Raw genomic sequence first — 14,508 nt, 5'->3', positions numbered from 1 at the left:
GGCTAGTCCTCGGCGAGCACCTTGCCGGGGTTCATGATCCCCAGCGGATCGAGCGCCCGCTTGACCCGCCACATCAGCGCCTTCTCCACCGGCGACTTGTAGCGCGCGGCCTCGTCGCGGCGCAGCTGCCCCAGGCCGTGCTCGGCCGAGATCGAGCCGTTGGCCGCGGCCACCGCGTCGTGCACCAGCAGGTTGATCGCTGGCTGCAGTCCCAGGAACCATGCCTCGTGCTCGGCGCCGGTGCGGCCGACCGGCGGCGACACGTTGTAGTGCAGGTTGCCGTCGCCCAGGTGGCCGAACACGACCATCCGGATGCCCGGGAAGGCCTGCTCGACCAGTGCGTTCGTTTCCTCGATGAAACGCCCGATGTCCGAGATCGGCACCGAGATGTCGTGCTTGATGTTCTTGCCCTCTGCCGATTGTGCCTCGGAGACGAACTCGCGCAGCTTCCACATCGCCTGGCTCTGGGCGAGCGACTGTGCGACCACTGCATCGGTGACCACGCCGGCCTCGATCGCGGCTTCCATCAGCGACTCGAAGCTGGCGTTGGCGTGGGCCTCGCTCTCGCTGTCGGAGGTCTCCATCAGCACCACGTAGGGCGAGGCCTCGCGGAAGGGCTTCTGGCAGTCGGGGAAGTAGCGCACCACCAGGTCCAGGCACAGGTCCGCGATCAGTTCGAAGGCGGTGAGCGAGGAGCCGAGCTTGCCCTGGGCCATCTCGAGCAGCTTCAGCGCGGCGTGCGGATCGGCGACCGCGGCGATGGCGGTGATCTGCGCGGCCGGCTGCGGGTAGAGCTTCATCGTGGCGGCGGTGATCACGCCCAGCGTGCCCTCGGAGCCCACGTACAGGTCGCGCAGGTCGTAGCCGGTGTTGTCCTTGCGCAGCCCGCGCAGGCCATCCCAGACCTCGCCCTCGGCGGTGACCACCTCGAGCCCCAGGCACAGCTCGCGCGTGTTGCCGTAGCGCAGCACGGCGGTGCCGCCGGCGTTGGTCGACAGGTTGCCGCCGATCGTGCAGGAGCCGCCCGAGGGCAGGCTCAGCGGGAAGAGTCGACCGGCGGCCGCGGCGGCCTCGCGCACCGAGTCGAGCGTGCAGCCGGCCTCGACGGTGATCGAGTTGTTGATCGTGTCGATCGACCGCACCTTCGTGAGCTTCGCGAGCGACAGCACGACCGCGCGGCCGGAGTCGTCGGGTGTGGCCGCGCCGGACATCCCGGTGTTGCCGCCCTGAGGCACGATCGGCAGTCGCCGCTCGGCGCACCAACGGACCACGGCGGCGACGTCGTCCACCGAATCGGGCACGGCCACCGCCAGCGCGCGGCCGCGGTAGCGGCGGCGCCAGTCGATCAGGAACGGTTCCTGGTCTGCCGGGTCGGTGATCAGGCGGCCGGAGAAGGCAGCCCGCAGCGACTCGAGGTCGGCGGGCGGCAGGGCTGCGGGGGCGGAGGAGGAGGCTTGCGTGTCCATCGGGGCAGTTTACCGCCGATGGACAAACGCCCGGGTGGATGCCCGGGCGTCGAAGGCGAAGCGGGCCGGCGGCCCGCATTCGCAGCGATCACTTCACCGTGAACGACACGGAGGCCTCGGTCTGGTTGCCGGCGTTGTCGACCGCACGTGCGGTCATCGTGCTGGTGCCCTTGGCCTTCCTTGCGTTCCAGCGCACCTGGTAGGGCGCGGTGCTCGAACTGCCGACCAATGCGCCGTTCACGAAGAAGTCGACGCGTGCGACACCGCCATCGTCGAACGCGCTCGCGCTGAAGGACACCGGCTTCGCCGGGAGGATCTCGCCATCTTTCGGGTAGGTCACCGAGACCGTCGGTGGTGCAGTGTCCGAGGCCGTCGTGCCGCCATCGGAACTCGGCGGCGTGACCGCGGTATAGACCTGCAGGCTCGCCGAAGCCGTGACGCTGCCGCGGCCCGAGGCGCTCACCGAGGCCCGCAGGTCGTAGATGCCGTCGGCGGCCGTGGCGCCCGGCGTGACGGACCACGGGATGCTGACGGAGGCGCCCGGGGACAGCTGGATCGACGAAGTCGAAAAGTTGCCGGTGAAACCGGCGGGCAGGGTCTGGGCGAACGAGAAAGCGGTATTCCCGCAGGCGCTCGAGTCGTTGTTCTTCACGGTCGCGGAATAGCCGACCGCCACGCCCGCCGAGGTCGTCTGGGGAGATGGTCCGACGGTCACGGACGGGGTCGCCGGCGCGCAGGTTGCGCCGGCGGTCTGGACCGAGATCGTGGCCGAGCCGCTGGCGATCGACTGCGCCGTGATCGTGATCCCGTTGGCGCTGTCCTTGAAGGACTCCCCCGCGGCCAGCGTGCCTTGAAGCACCGTCTTGGCCGGCATCGTGCCGGGCGACGTGTGGATCGAAATCCGGTCGCGATAGCTCGACGAGAGGTTGGCGTCGAGATCGATCGCGTGCCGCAGGCTCACGTAATAGAACTCGTTGGTGTCGGCCTTGCGCAGGCGAACGACCTGGGCCGCGCCGGTGTCGGGTGCAGCCAGCGAGGTCAGCGAATAGCTTCCCGAGGCACTCGCGTCGACCACGTTGCCCGGCGACAGCCAGCCGGCCATCGACTTGTTCGACCCGTTCAACTGCACCACCGGGTTGTGACCCATCGGGTCCGACAGGTCGCCGTACTCGGCGCTCGGCGTCGATGCGTGATGGAAGCGAAGGTTGTGGCCGATTTCGTGCGCGAAGATCGCGGGATACGCACAGTAGGCGATCCAAGAGCGGGTCGGCGCCGTGCCGCCCAAGTTGGCGACCCCGCCCCAGCCGCAACTGTTGGGCGGAATGGCATACGAGATCCGCGTGTACCTGCTGGTGTCGATGCCCGCGGCCCTGGCCGCCGAGTCGGCCGCCGTGCCCCAGGTGCGATAGTCGCAGGTGCCGGTCGACGAATAGGGAATATTGAAGGGGCCGACCACGTCCCCGGAGAGGCTGACGGCGTTGCGCGAGGACTCGCGCAAGATCTGGTTGGCGGAGTTGCTGGCGCCGAAGACCGTGTTGCGAACGGCGTCGACCGAGCAACTCACCGCCTTGTCGGTGAAGTTGGCGAGGATCACCAGCGTTTTCTGGTCGCCGCTGACCGTCGAGGTCGGCGTCGTCGCGTAGGCGTCGGTCGTGGTACTGCCGTCCTGAGTCGCGCCGGTGCCGCCCTTCGTCTTGTTGCCGGGGGCGTAGGCATCTTCGACCTCGTTCTTGTCGCCGACGATCAGATGCCGGTCGAGTTGCACCGCCTTGAGCCGGACGCGCTTCTCGATCAAGGCTTCCTGCTGTCGTTCGGACATGCCGGCGTCGACCCAGTGAAGGTCATACTGCCATTTGCCGGTGGGGCCGTCGACCTCCAGGAAGTACGGCTGCTTCGAGATGCCGCGTTCGATGTCCTCCTCGACCATCGCAGCCACGACGCCTTCGGCCTGCACGCGTTGCTCGACGAGCGACCGCGCATGCTGCGGCAGGCGCGCGCGCAGCGCCTCCGGCATCGCCAGCGCGAGCACCCGACCCGGGTCCGCCTTGACGAGTTCGAGCAGGGCCTGCCGGCGGGCCTGCACGATCTGGAGGACTTCATCTGCCCGCTGCGAGCGGTTGGCGCTCGAGGCGTTTTCCAGCGCCTTCATCGCGCGAAGCAAACCGTTGCCGAGGTCGGTGGCCTGCTTGTCCAGTGCCGCGCGCTGGCTTTGCTGCGCGGCCGTCGGCGAGGCGGGCACATGCGAGTGAGAGGCCTGGGCATGGAGTGCGGGCGAGAAGGCGGCGAGCATGGTCAGCGCCGTTGCGGTGGCCAGTGCGGTCCGGAGATGGCGTGCGGGGCCTGGGGTCGGTCGGGCGCGGTTCGGGCGCATCTGGGCCTCTGATCGATTAGGTCGCAGGGTGTGGGGGCTTCGGCCGGGAGGGGGCCGGTCAGCACTCCGATGAAACCTCGCGCACGAGAACTGCGTCACACGAAAGCCGACGCGAGGTCGTCCGTCGCCGATGCGCGGACGACGCATGGTCGAGAGCGTCTCGGGCCGACCGAGGGCGAATTTCAGGCAGGGATCGGGCGGGCGACGGGCGCGCGGCGGCGCCGGCCGCGAGGCACCGGGGCCTCCCTCGTGAGGCTCCGGGTCAGGCGAGGGGGAAGGGTAGGGAAACGGTGCGGGTCAGAGCCCGGCGGCGATCTCGTCGCTGGCGGCCAGCTTGGCGAACAGCCCGTTGATGCCGGCCAGGAAGGACTCGTGCACCTGGGCGGCGGGGAGGGTCTTGCCGTTCAGCACCAGCGCGCGGGTGGCGCAGGCGTCGTGGGCCAGCGTGCAGGCGTAGCCCAGGTCGAAGGCCGCGCGCACCGTGGAGTCGATGCACATGTGGGTCATCATGCCGGCGATGACCAGCTGATCGGCGCCGACCGACTTCAGGTGCTCCTGCAGGTCGGTGCCGCGGAAGGAGCTGGGCGTGTGCTTGACCACCCGCTTCTCGCCGGCCTGGGGCGCCACGGCTTCGTTGATCTCCGCGCCCTTCGTGTCGGGCAGGAAGAAGGTGGCGCCCGGCCGCGTGGATAGGTGCTGCACGTGGACCACCGGCAGGCGCTTGGCGCGGAAGGCGGCGAGCAGCTTCGCGGCCTTGGCGGCGGCTTCGGGGCTGCCTTCGAGCGGCATGGCGCCGCCCGGGAAGTAGTCGTTCTGGATGTCGACGATGACGAGGGCCTGGGTCATTCGAAGTCTCCGTGTGTTCTTTCAGCGCATGCCGCCGGGCAGCATGCCCTTCATTCCGCGCATCATCTTGGCCAGCCCGCCCTTCTGCATCTTCTTCATCATCGACTGCATCTGGTCGAACTGGGACAGCAGTCGGTTGACTTCCTGCACCGGCACGCCGGCGCCGGTGGCGATCCGGCGCTTGCGGCTGGCCTTGATCAGCTCGGGCCTGGCACGTTCGCCGGGGGTCATCGAGTAGATGATCGCCTGCATCCGCTTGACCTGCTTTTCCGCCTTGGACATGTCGGCGCCGGCGGCGGCCTGCTGGAACTGGGCGGGCAGCTTGTCGAGCAGGCCCGACAGCCCGCCCATGCGGCTCATCTGGCCGAGCTGGCCGGCGAAGTCGTTCAGGTCGAAGCGGTTGCCGGCCTTCAGCTTGGCGGCGAGCTTCTGCGCCTCTTCCTGATCGACGGCCTTGTGCGCCTCCTCGACCAGCGACACGATGTCGCCCATGCCCAGGATGCGGTTGGCCATCCGCTCGGGGTGGAAGGCCTCGAGCCCGGTGAGCTTCTCGCCGACGCCGGCGAACTTGATCGGCGCGCCGGTGACCGCCTTGACCGACAGCGCGGCGCCGCCGCGCGAGTCGCCGTCGAGCTTGGTGAGCACCACGCCGGTGAGCGGCAGCACCTCGCGGAAGGCCTTGGCGGTGTTGACGGCGTCCTGGCCCTGCATGGCGTCGACGACGAACAGGGTCTCGGACGGCTGCAGCTGCCGGTGCAGCTCGGCGATCTCGCGCATCATCTGCTCGTCGATCGCCAGCCGGCCGGCGGTGTCGACCAGCAGCACGTCGTGGTAGTGGGTGCGCGCCCACTGAAGGGCGGCGTTCGCGATGTCGACCGGCTTCTGGTCGGCGGTGGACGGGAAGAAGTCCGCGCCCGCCTGCCCGGTGACGGTGCGCAGCTGCTCGATGGCGGCCGGGCGGTAGACGTCGCAGGAAACGGTGAGCACCTTCTTCTTCTTGTTCTCCTTCAGCCACTTGGCGAGCTTGCCGACCGTGGTGGTCTTGCCCGCGCCCTGCAGGCCGGCCATCAGCACGATGGCGGGCGGGCGCACCGACAGGTCGAGCTCGGCGGCCTGGCCGCCCATGATCGCGGTGAGCTCGCGGTGCACCACGCCGACCAGCGCCTGGCCCGGGGTGAGGCTGCCTACCACTTCCTGGCCGAGCGCCTTTTCCTTGATCCGGGCGACCAGGTCGCGCACGACCGGCAGCGCCACATCGGCCTCGAGCAGGGCGACGCGGATCTCGCGCAGCATTTCCTGCGTGTTCGCCTCGGTGAGGCGCGCCTCGCCGCGCAGCGTCTTGACGACCTTCGACAGCCGTTGCGACAGATTTTCGAGCATGGCCTTGGAGTAAACTGGATTCGTGCCGATTCTACTGGTTATCGTCCACCTGCTCCCCGCGGCCTTCTACCTGGCCGCATGGTTCGCATCGGGTTCGCCCGCTGCGCGCGCGGGCGCCGGCCGGGGGGGCGCGGGTGGTGCCGACGTCCTGCTCGCGCTGGGCCTGGCGGCCCACGCCGCGTCGCTGTACCACGAAGTGCTCGGCGGCGGCTGGCGCCTGGGCTTTGCCGCCATCCTGTCGGCCACCCTCTGGATCGGCGTCATCGTCCTGTGGGTCGAGGGCCTGCGGGTCGGGGTGCAGGCACTGCGCCGGCTGGTGCTGCCGGTGGCCGCCGCAGCCTCGGTGCTGCCGCTGTTCTTCCCGGGCGCCGACATCAGCGCCCAGGCCGCCCGCCCCCTGTTCGTGCCGCACCTGATCGTGGGCACGCTCGCCTACGGCGTGCTGGCGCTGGCCGCCCTGCACGCGCTGCTGATGACCGCCACCGAACGCGCGCTGCACGGCGGCGCCGGACCCGCGCTCGACAGCCCGCTCGGGCGCTTCCTCGAGGAGCTGCCGCCGCTGCTGGTGCTCGAGCGCATCCTGTTCCGCTTCATCGCGGTGGGTTTCGCCTTCCTCACGCTCACCGCCGCCAGCGGCGTGCTGTTCTCCGAAGAGGTGTTCGGCCGGCCCTTCGTGGCCGATCACAAGACCGTGTTCTCGGTGATCGCCTGGGTCGTCTTCGGCGTGCTGCTGATCGGACGCCGGCTGCGCGGCTGGCGCGGCCGCACGGCATTGCGCCTCACGCTGACCGGCTTCGCGCTGCTGCTGCTGGCATACGTCGGCAGCCGCTTCGTGCTCGAAGTGGTCCTGGGCAGGCACTGAGCGCCGATGGGCAAGGTCCTCTTCTGGGTCGTGGTGCTCGCCGTGGGCTGGGGCGCCTGGTCGATGATCCGGCTCTCGCAGCGCAAGCGCGAACAGGGGGAGCGCCGGGCCGGGAAGCGCGAGCCCGAGCGCATCGTCGCCTGCGCGAAGTGCGGCGTGCACCTTCCCGCATCCGAGGCGCTGCGCAGCGGCGACGACTACTACTGCTGCGCCGAACACCGCAATGCGGGCCGAGGCTGAGCCGGTAAGCGAGTCCCAGTGGCTGTCGCTGCGCTGGATGGCGGCCAGCAGGCTGGCCGTCGCGCTGGCGCTCACCCTGCTGCTCTCGCTCGACGGCGCCCGCACCGGCGTGGGCTGGCTGGGCAACCCCACGCTCTTCGGCTGGGCCGCCGGGCTCTACCTGGCTGCGGCCTTCGTCTTCCTGGTGGCGATCGGCCCGCTCAAGCCGCGCTTTCATCCTCAGCTCGCGGTCCACGCGCTGACCGACCTGCTCGCGCTGGTGGTGATGCTGCATGCGGCAAGCGGCTTGCGCGGCGGCTTCGGCGTGCTGGTCGTGGCCGCGGTGACGGCCGCGTCGGTGCTGTCCACGAGGCTGATGGCGGCCTTCTTCGCGGCGTCGGCCTCGCTGCTGCTGCTGGGCGAAGCCGCGCTCTCCTGGTTGCGCAGCGACGGCTCCGGCGCCGGGCTGCCGATGATGGCCGGCCTCACCGGGGCGGCCTGCTTCGTGACCGCGATGCTGGTGAACTGGCTGGCCACGCAGCTGCGCCGCCAGGAGGAGATCTCCCGGGCGCGAGGCGAAGACCTGCGCAACCAGCTGGCGGTGACCCAGCGGGTGGTGGCCGAGCTGGAGCAGGGGGTGCTGGTGATCGCGCCCGACGGTCGCATCCGCGCGATGAACCCGGCGGCGCGCGAGCTGCTGGGCGCCGGCGCCGAGGACACCGGCGGCGCCGGCATGGCCGCGGTGGCGCGGGCCTGCGTGCAGTGGCGCGAGGCCGGCGCGCGCCCCGGCGAGCAGCGCGAGCTGCTGTTGCCCCCGCGTGAGGCACCGGCCGCCAGGCCGGCCGCCCCGTCGGTCGACGAGGCTGGAGGCTCCATGGGCGGCGCCACCGCGGGCGGCGAAGCGCCGCGCGGCGCGCCGCTGCGCGTGATGCTGCGCTTCGTGGCCACGCCGGGCGGCGACAGCGTGCTGATGCTCGAGGACCTGCGGCGCGCCGAGGAGCGCGCGCAGCAGCTCAAGCTCGCGTCGATGGGGCGGCTGTCGGCGTCGATCGCCCACGAGATCCGCAATCCGCTGGGCGCGATCCGCCACGCCAACGCGCTGCTTGCCGAGCGGCTGGACGATCCGGCGCAGGCTCGGCTGTCGAAGATCATCGAGGACAACACCCTGCGCATCGACCGCGTGGTCACCGACGTACTGTCGGTGTCGCGCCGCGAGCGGCCCGGCGACGAGACGATCGAGATGGCGCCCTTCCTGTCCGCCTTCGCCGAGGAGTTCGCCGCGCAGGCGGGCGTGCCGCGCGAGCGGATCGCGCTGGCCGTGGACACGCCGCGTCCGATGCGCTTCGATGCCAACCACCTTCGCCAGATCCTGGTGAACCTGGTCGGCAACGCGCTGCGCTACGCCTCGGCACGACCTTCCTCGGTGCGGGTTTCGTGGCGCGAACGCGGGCCCCATCGATTAGAATTGCGCGTCTCCGACGACGGGCCCGGACTCTCTCCCGAGATGCAGCAGCAGGCTTTCGAACCCTTCTTCACCACCGAGGCGCGCGGCACCGGGCTCGGCCTCTACCTGACCCGCGAGCTCTGCGTGGCCAACGGCGCGTCGATCCGCTACGAGCCGCCCTTCGGTCCGCGCCCCGGCGCCTTCGTCGTCGAGCCGCGGGCCGATGCCGCTGCCTGAGCACGATCGCCCGATGCCTGCGCCCGCCGCTTCGCCTGCCTCCGCCGCGCCGGCCTCCGCGCCGGCTCGAACGCCCGGTCCCCAGTCGGGCCGCTCTCGCGTGCCGCGGGTCCTGGTGGTCGATGACGAGGCCGACCTGCGCGAACTGCTCGAGCTCACGCTGGTGGGCATGGGACTGGACGTCGATTGCGCGCCCGACCTGGCCGGCGCGCTCGCGCTGCTCGATGCCCACGACTACGCGCTCTGCCTCACCGACATGCGGCTGCCCGATGGCGACGGCCTTCAACTGGTCGCCGCGATCCAGCGCCGCGAGGTGCAGCCGCCGGTGGCGGTGATCACCGCTTACGGCAGCACCGAGAACGCGATCGCCGCGCTGAAGGCTGGCGCCTTCGACTACCTGGCCAAGCCGGTCGCGCTCGATTCGCTGCGCGCGCTGGTGCGCTCGGCGATCGCGCTGCCGCAGGGCGGTGCCGCGGGCGCGCCGCCGGCCGGCGCGGCCGGGCAGGACGCTCGCCGTCTTCTCGGCGAGTCGCCAGGCATGGTCGAGGTGCGCGCGCAGATCCATCGGCTGTCGCGCAGCATGGCGCCGGTGGCGATCACCGGCGAGTCCGGCACCGGCAAGGAGCTCGCCGCGCGACTGATCCACGAGTCGGGGCCGCGCGCCGCGCGCCCCTTCGTGGCGGTCAACTGCGGCGCGATTCCCGAGACGCTGATGGAAGCCGAGTTCTTCGGCTACCGCAAGGGCGCCTTCACCGGCGCCGATCAGGATCGCGACGGCTTCTTCCAGGCGGCCAGCGGCGGCACGCTCTTCCTCGACGAGGTCGCCGACCTGCCGCTCGCGATGCAGGTCAAGCTGCTTCGCGCGATCCAGGAAAAGCGGGTGCGCAAGGTCGGCGCCACCGTCGAGGAGCAGGTCGACGTGCGCATCGTCAGCGCCACGCACCAGGATCTCGCCCGGTGCGTGGCCGCCGGCCGTTTCCGGCAGGACCTCTACTACCGGCTCAACGTCATCGAGCTGAAGCTGCCGCCGCTGCGCGAGCGTCGCGAGGACATCCCGGCGCTGGCCGACGCGGTGCTCGAGGGCCTGGCGCGCCGCGCGGGCATTTCGCCCGCGCCGAGGCTCGCCTCGGTCACGCTGCGTTACCTGCAGAGCTATGCCTTCCCCGGCAACGTTCGCGAGCTCGAGAACCTGCTCGAGCGCGCGCTCGCTTTCTCGAACGGCGAGGTGATCAACGTCGAGGACCTGGGCCTGCGGCCGGCCGTGGCCGACCTGGCCGAGAACGAGCGCGCCGACGAGGCCGGCGCGGCGCGGGCCCATTCGCCGGAGCAAGCGCAGCCGTCCGCGCAAGCCCCGGCAACGCAGGCCGGCGAGCGGCGTCCGGTACGACTCTCCGAAGACGGCATCCCCGACTCGCTGCCCGACTACCTCGACCAGCTCGAGCGCGAAGCGATCCTGCGCGCGCTCGACAAGACGCGGCACAACCGGACGGCCGCCGCCAGGCTTCTCGGCATCACGTTTCGCGCGCTGCGCTACAGAATGCAGCGCCTCGGCCTCAACTGACGCCGCGTGAGCAAATCTACTGCGCGGCCCGGTGGCTGGCGAGGCGGCTGGCTTCGATCCGCGCGGGCCGTGCCTTCGCCCAACCACGATGAGCGGCCGACGGGCGCGGCGGTCGAACTGCTGGTCGTCCACTACATCAGCCTGCCGCCCGGACGCTTTCGCGGCGACGCGATCGAGCGCCTGTTCACCAATCGCCTCGATGCCGCCGCACATCCGGCCTTCGCGCCGCTGGGCGAGCTGCGCGTCTCGGCGCATTTCCTGGTCCGTCGCAATGGCGAGCTGCTGCAGTTCGTCGACGCCGACCGGCGCGCCTGGCATGCCGGTGTCTCGCGGTTCGACGGGCGCGAGCGCTGCAATGATTTCTCGATCGGCGTCGAGCTCGAGGGCGACGGCGCGCACCGCTTCACCGCCAGCCAGTACCGGGCGCTGAGGCGGCTGGTCGCGCGGCTGCGCGAACGTTATCCGCTTCGCTGGATCGCCGGCCACGCCGACGTCGCCCCGGATCGCAAGGAGGACCCGGGGCCGTACTTCGACTGGCGGCGGATCGCGGGCGCGCGCGAGGCGCGCGGGCTGGCCGCGCCCTTCGCGCCGGCGCATGCCGGCGACGCGCTGCTGCCGCGCCGCCGGCGATCGCGGCTCGCGCGACTGTCGCATCCGGGCGTCTCGCCGGCCTGAGCGAGCGCGACGGGCCGCGCGCAGTGCCCGTGCGCCCTGCGGGCCGATATCGGCCGCAACCCCCCGTCGCAGTGCGCTTCGGCTTCGTCGATGCAGGCACCGCGCGGTCTCGCGCGGCGGGGCCTGTCGGGCGACCAGGAAACCGGTCCGATCGCACTTGATCGCCGGCACCCGCGGCCACTAGAATTAGCGCCATACAAGCTTCGCGGCACCACATCTAGTGGTCAGACCCCGAGGTCTCGCTTCCTCTCTTCCTTTTCGCCTGACCCCTGCCGCGCCGCAGGGGCGCATCGTCATTCACCGCGGAGGTTCACGCATGCAAAGGGTCGCCGAACGCTCGCCCTCGACCCAGGGGCATCACCATTCCGCCGGCGCCGCCGACATCGAGTCGCGCCCGGCCTCGTCGGGCGCCTGGGTCGACTGCAAGGTCATCCGCCGCAATGGTTCGGTCGTCGGCTTCGAGCCGTCGAAGATCTCGATCGCGGTGACCAAGGCCTTCCTGGCGGTCAACGGCGGGCATGGCGCGGCGTCCGCGCGGGTACGCGAACTGGTCGAGCAGCTCACCGCCGGCGTGGTGGCGGCGCTGACCCGCGGCAAGGCCGGCGGCGCGACCTTCCACATCGAGGACATCCAGGACCACGTCGAACTGGCGCTGATGCGTTCGGGCGAGCACGAGGTGGCCCGCGCCTACGTGCTGTACCGCGAGCGCCGCGCCCAGGAGCGGGCCGCGCAGGCCAAGGCCCGCGCCGACGATTCCGCGCAGCCGGTGCTGCACGTGGTCGACGGCGACAAGCGCACGCCGCTGGACATGGCGGCGCTGCGCGCGCTGGTCGAGTCGGCCTGCGTGGGCCTGGGCGAGTTCGTGAGCCCCGAGGCGGTCATCGGCGAGACCGTTCGCAATCTCTACGACGGCGTGCCGCTCGAGGAAGTGCACAAGTCGGCCATCCTGTCGGCGCGCGCGCTGATCGAGAAAGATCCGGCCTACAGCCAGGTCACCGCGCGGCTGCTGCTGCACACGGTGCGCCGCGAAGTCCTCGGCGAAGAGGTCTCGCAGGCCGCGATGGCCACCCGCTACGCCGAGTACTTCCCGCAGTTCGTCAAGCGCGGCGTCGCGGCCGAGCTGCTCGACGACAAGCTGCTGCAGTTCGACCTGAAGCGCCTGGGAGAGGCGCTCGATGCCGGTCGCGACCTGAAGTTCGGCTACCTCGGCCTGCAGACCCTGTACGACCGCTATTTCCTGCACATCGACGAGCAGCGCATCGAGCTGCCGCAGGCCTTCTTCATGCGGGTCGCGATGGGCCTGGCGCTCAACGAGATCGATCGCGAGGCGCGCGCCATCGAGTTCTACGAGCTGCTGTCGACGTTCGACTTCATGAGCTCCACGCCCACGCTGTTCAACTCGGGCACCCAGCGCTCACAGCTGTCGTCGTGCTACCTGACGACGGTCTCCGACGACCTCGACGGCATCTACGAGGCCATCAAGGAGAACGCGCTGCTGGCCAAGTTCGCCGGCGGCCTGGGCAACGACTGGACGCCGGTGCGCGCGCTCGGCTCGCACATCAAGGGCACGAACGGCAAGAGCCAGGGCGTGGTGCCCTTCCTGAAGGTGGTCAACGACACCGCGGTCGCGGTCAACCAGGGCGGCAAGCGCAAGGGCGCGGTCTGTGCCTATCTCGAGACCTGGCACCTGGACATCGAGGAGTTCCTCGAACTGCGCAAGAACACCGGCGACGACCGCCGACGCACCCACGACATGAACACGGCGAACTGGATTCCCGACCTGTTCATGAAGCGGGTGGCCGAGAACGGCGAGTGGACGCTGTTCTCGCCGTCCGACTGCCCGGACCTGCACGACCTGTACGGCAAGGCCTTCGAGGAGGCCTACCTGCGCTACGAGCGCAAGGCCGACAGCGGCGAGCTCAAGCTCTTCCGGCGGATCCCGGCGGTGCAGCTGTGGCGCAAGATGCTCTCGATGCTGTTCGAGACCGGCCACCCGTGGATCACCTTCAAGGATCCCTGCAACCTGCGCTCGCCGCAGCAGCACGTGGGCGTGGTCCACAGCTCGAACCTGTGCACCGAGATCACGCTCAACACCAGCGACACCGAGATCGCGGTCTGCAACCTGGGCTCGGTCAACCTGGTCGAGCACATGGTCGAGCGCGACGGCGCCTGGCAGCTGGACCACGAGAAGCTGCATCGCACGGTTCGCACGGCCATGCGCATGCTCGACAACGTCATCGACATCAACTACTACGCGGTCGGCAAGGCGCGCAATTCCAACCTGCGCCACCGCCCGGTCGGCATGGGCATCATGGGCTTCCAGGATTGCCTGCACCTGATGCGCACGCCCTTCGCGAGCCCCGAGGCGGTCGAGTTCGCCGACCGCTCGATGGAGGCGGTCTGCTACCACGCCTACTGGGCCTCGACCGAGCTGGCCGAGGAGCGCGGCCGCTACCCGAGCTTCCGCGGGTCGCTGTGGGACCAGGGCATCCTGCCGCAGGACACGCTGAAGCTGCTTGCCGAGCAGCGCGGCGGCTACGTCGAGGTCGACATGTCCGAGACCCTCGACTGGGGCGCGCTGCGCGAGCGGATCCGCGCTCACGGCATGCGCAACTCGAACTGCATCGCGATCGCGCCGACCGCCACGATCTCCAACATCATCGGCGTGTCGGCCTGCATCGAACCGACCTTCCAGAACCTCTACGTGAAGTCGAACCTGTCGGGCGAGTTCACCGTGGTCAACGACTACCTGGTGCGCGACCTCAAGCGCCTGGGCCTCTGGGACGAGGTCATGATCGCGGACCTGAAGTTCTTCGACGGCTCGCTGTCGAAGATCGACCGGGCCCCGGCCGAGCTGCGCGCGATCTACGCCACCGCCTTCGAGGTCGACCCGTCGTGGCTGGTCGAGTGCGCGTCGCGCCGGCAGAAGTGGATCGACCAGGCGCAGTCGCTGAACATCTACATGGCGGGCGCCTCGGGCAAGAAGCTGCACGACACCTACATGATGGCGTGGCTGCGCGGGCTCAAGACCACCTACTACCTGCGCACGCTGGGCGCCACCAGCGCCGAGAAGTCGACCACCGACAAGATCGGCCAGCTCAACTCGGTGTCGGCCGACGGCGGCATGAACGCGGGCTTCAGCTACGCCGCTGGCGCGGCGAGTGCGATGGCGGGCGGCGCATCGTCGATGCAGTCGGCGGTGCTGCCGGCGATGACCGACGAGCCGATCGCGCCGAAGTTCTGCGCGCTCGACGATCCGGAATGCGAAGCCTGCCAGTGACACGGATGCCTCGATGCGCGTCGCGCCCTTCGCGCGTCGCGCACCGAGGCCCGCGTCGATGCGCGCGCCGAGGCGCGAGTTGTTGCGTCGGTCACCACAAAGCGGCCGTTCGTCAAGACTCGATGCGCAAATGCGTTGCGTGCAGTACACGCGCGCCGTAAGATTCC

General features: G+C 70.3%; 10 protein-coding genes. 6 read left to right on the top strand and 4 right to left on the bottom strand.

The window, feature by feature from the left end; genetic code table 11:
• Positions 1-2: 2 nt before the first annotated feature.
• The 4 genes from FHP08_RS03750 to ffh form a co-directional block, all read right to left on the bottom strand.
• Positions 3-1,466: an FAD-binding oxidoreductase gene (locus FHP08_RS03750; RefSeq protein ID WP_147702941.1), complete on the bottom strand. Its 1,464-nt coding sequence runs from the start codon at positions 1,464-1,466 to the stop codon at positions 3-5.
• An 88-nt stretch (positions 1,467-1,554) separates the two neighbouring features.
• Positions 1,555-3,984 (bottom strand): Ig-like domain-containing protein, encoded by a 2,430-nt coding sequence (locus FHP08_RS03745; protein WP_147702940.1) that lies wholly within the window; start codon positions 3,982-3,984, stop codon positions 1,555-1,557.
• Positions 3,985-4,134: 150 nt separating this feature from the next.
• Positions 4,135-4,683 carry a cysteine hydrolase family protein gene (locus tag FHP08_RS03740; RefSeq protein WP_147702939.1) on the bottom strand — a complete coding sequence of 183 codons (549 nt, stop codon included), beginning with the start codon at positions 4,681-4,683 and terminating at the stop codon, positions 4,135-4,137.
• A gap of 21 nt (positions 4,684-4,704) precedes the next feature.
• Entirely contained in the window at positions 4,705-6,063 is a 1,359-nt protein-coding gene (gene ffh, locus FHP08_RS03735; protein WP_147702938.1) for a signal recognition particle protein, read from the bottom strand.
• A gap of 22 nt (positions 6,064-6,085) precedes the next feature.
• Here ffh and FHP08_RS03730 point away from each other — a divergent pair, with 22 nt between their 5' ends.
• From FHP08_RS03730 to FHP08_RS03705, 6 genes are all read left to right on the top strand, one after another.
• Positions 6,086-6,925 (top strand): cytochrome C assembly family protein, encoded by an 840-nt coding sequence (locus tag FHP08_RS03730; RefSeq protein WP_147702937.1) that lies wholly within the window; start codon positions 6,086-6,088, stop codon positions 6,923-6,925.
• Positions 6,926-6,931: 6 nt separating this feature from the next.
• Complete coding sequence (locus tag FHP08_RS03725; protein WP_147702936.1) at positions 6,932-7,165, top strand: PP0621 family protein; 234 nt, start codon at positions 6,932-6,934, stop codon at positions 7,163-7,165.
• Positions 7,149-8,825 carry a sensor histidine kinase gene (locus FHP08_RS03720; protein ID WP_147702935.1) on the top strand — a complete coding sequence of 559 codons (1,677 nt, stop codon included), beginning with the start codon at positions 7,149-7,151 and terminating at the stop codon, positions 8,823-8,825. Before FHP08_RS03725 ends, FHP08_RS03720 begins: the two co-directional genes overlap by 17 nt.
• Before the next feature lie 13 nt (positions 8,826-8,838).
• On the top strand, positions 8,839-10,386 hold the full coding sequence (locus tag FHP08_RS03715) for a sigma-54-dependent transcriptional regulator (RefSeq protein ID WP_147702934.1): 1,548 nt from the start codon (positions 8,839-8,841) through the stop codon (positions 10,384-10,386).
• Positions 10,387-10,392: 6 nt separating this feature from the next.
• Positions 10,393-11,061, top strand: coding sequence for a 1,6-anhydro-N-acetylmuramyl-L-alanine amidase AmpD (ampD, locus tag FHP08_RS03710; protein ID WP_147702933.1), 669 nt, complete (start codon positions 10,393-10,395; stop codon positions 11,059-11,061).
• Between the two features lie 316 nt (positions 11,062-11,377).
• Positions 11,378-14,341: a ribonucleoside-diphosphate reductase subunit alpha gene (locus FHP08_RS03705; RefSeq protein ID WP_147702932.1), complete on the top strand. Its 2,964-nt coding sequence runs from the start codon at positions 11,378-11,380 to the stop codon at positions 14,339-14,341.
• Positions 14,342-14,508: the final 167 nt, after the last annotated feature.

Source organism: Zeimonas arvi, assembly GCF_008039575.1.
Classification (GTDB): Bacteria; Pseudomonadota; Gammaproteobacteria; order Burkholderiales; family Burkholderiaceae_E; genus Zeimonas; species Zeimonas arvi.
The sequence above is the reverse complement of the archived record's forward strand: the minus strand, read 5'-3'. Positions and strand labels throughout refer to the sequence as shown.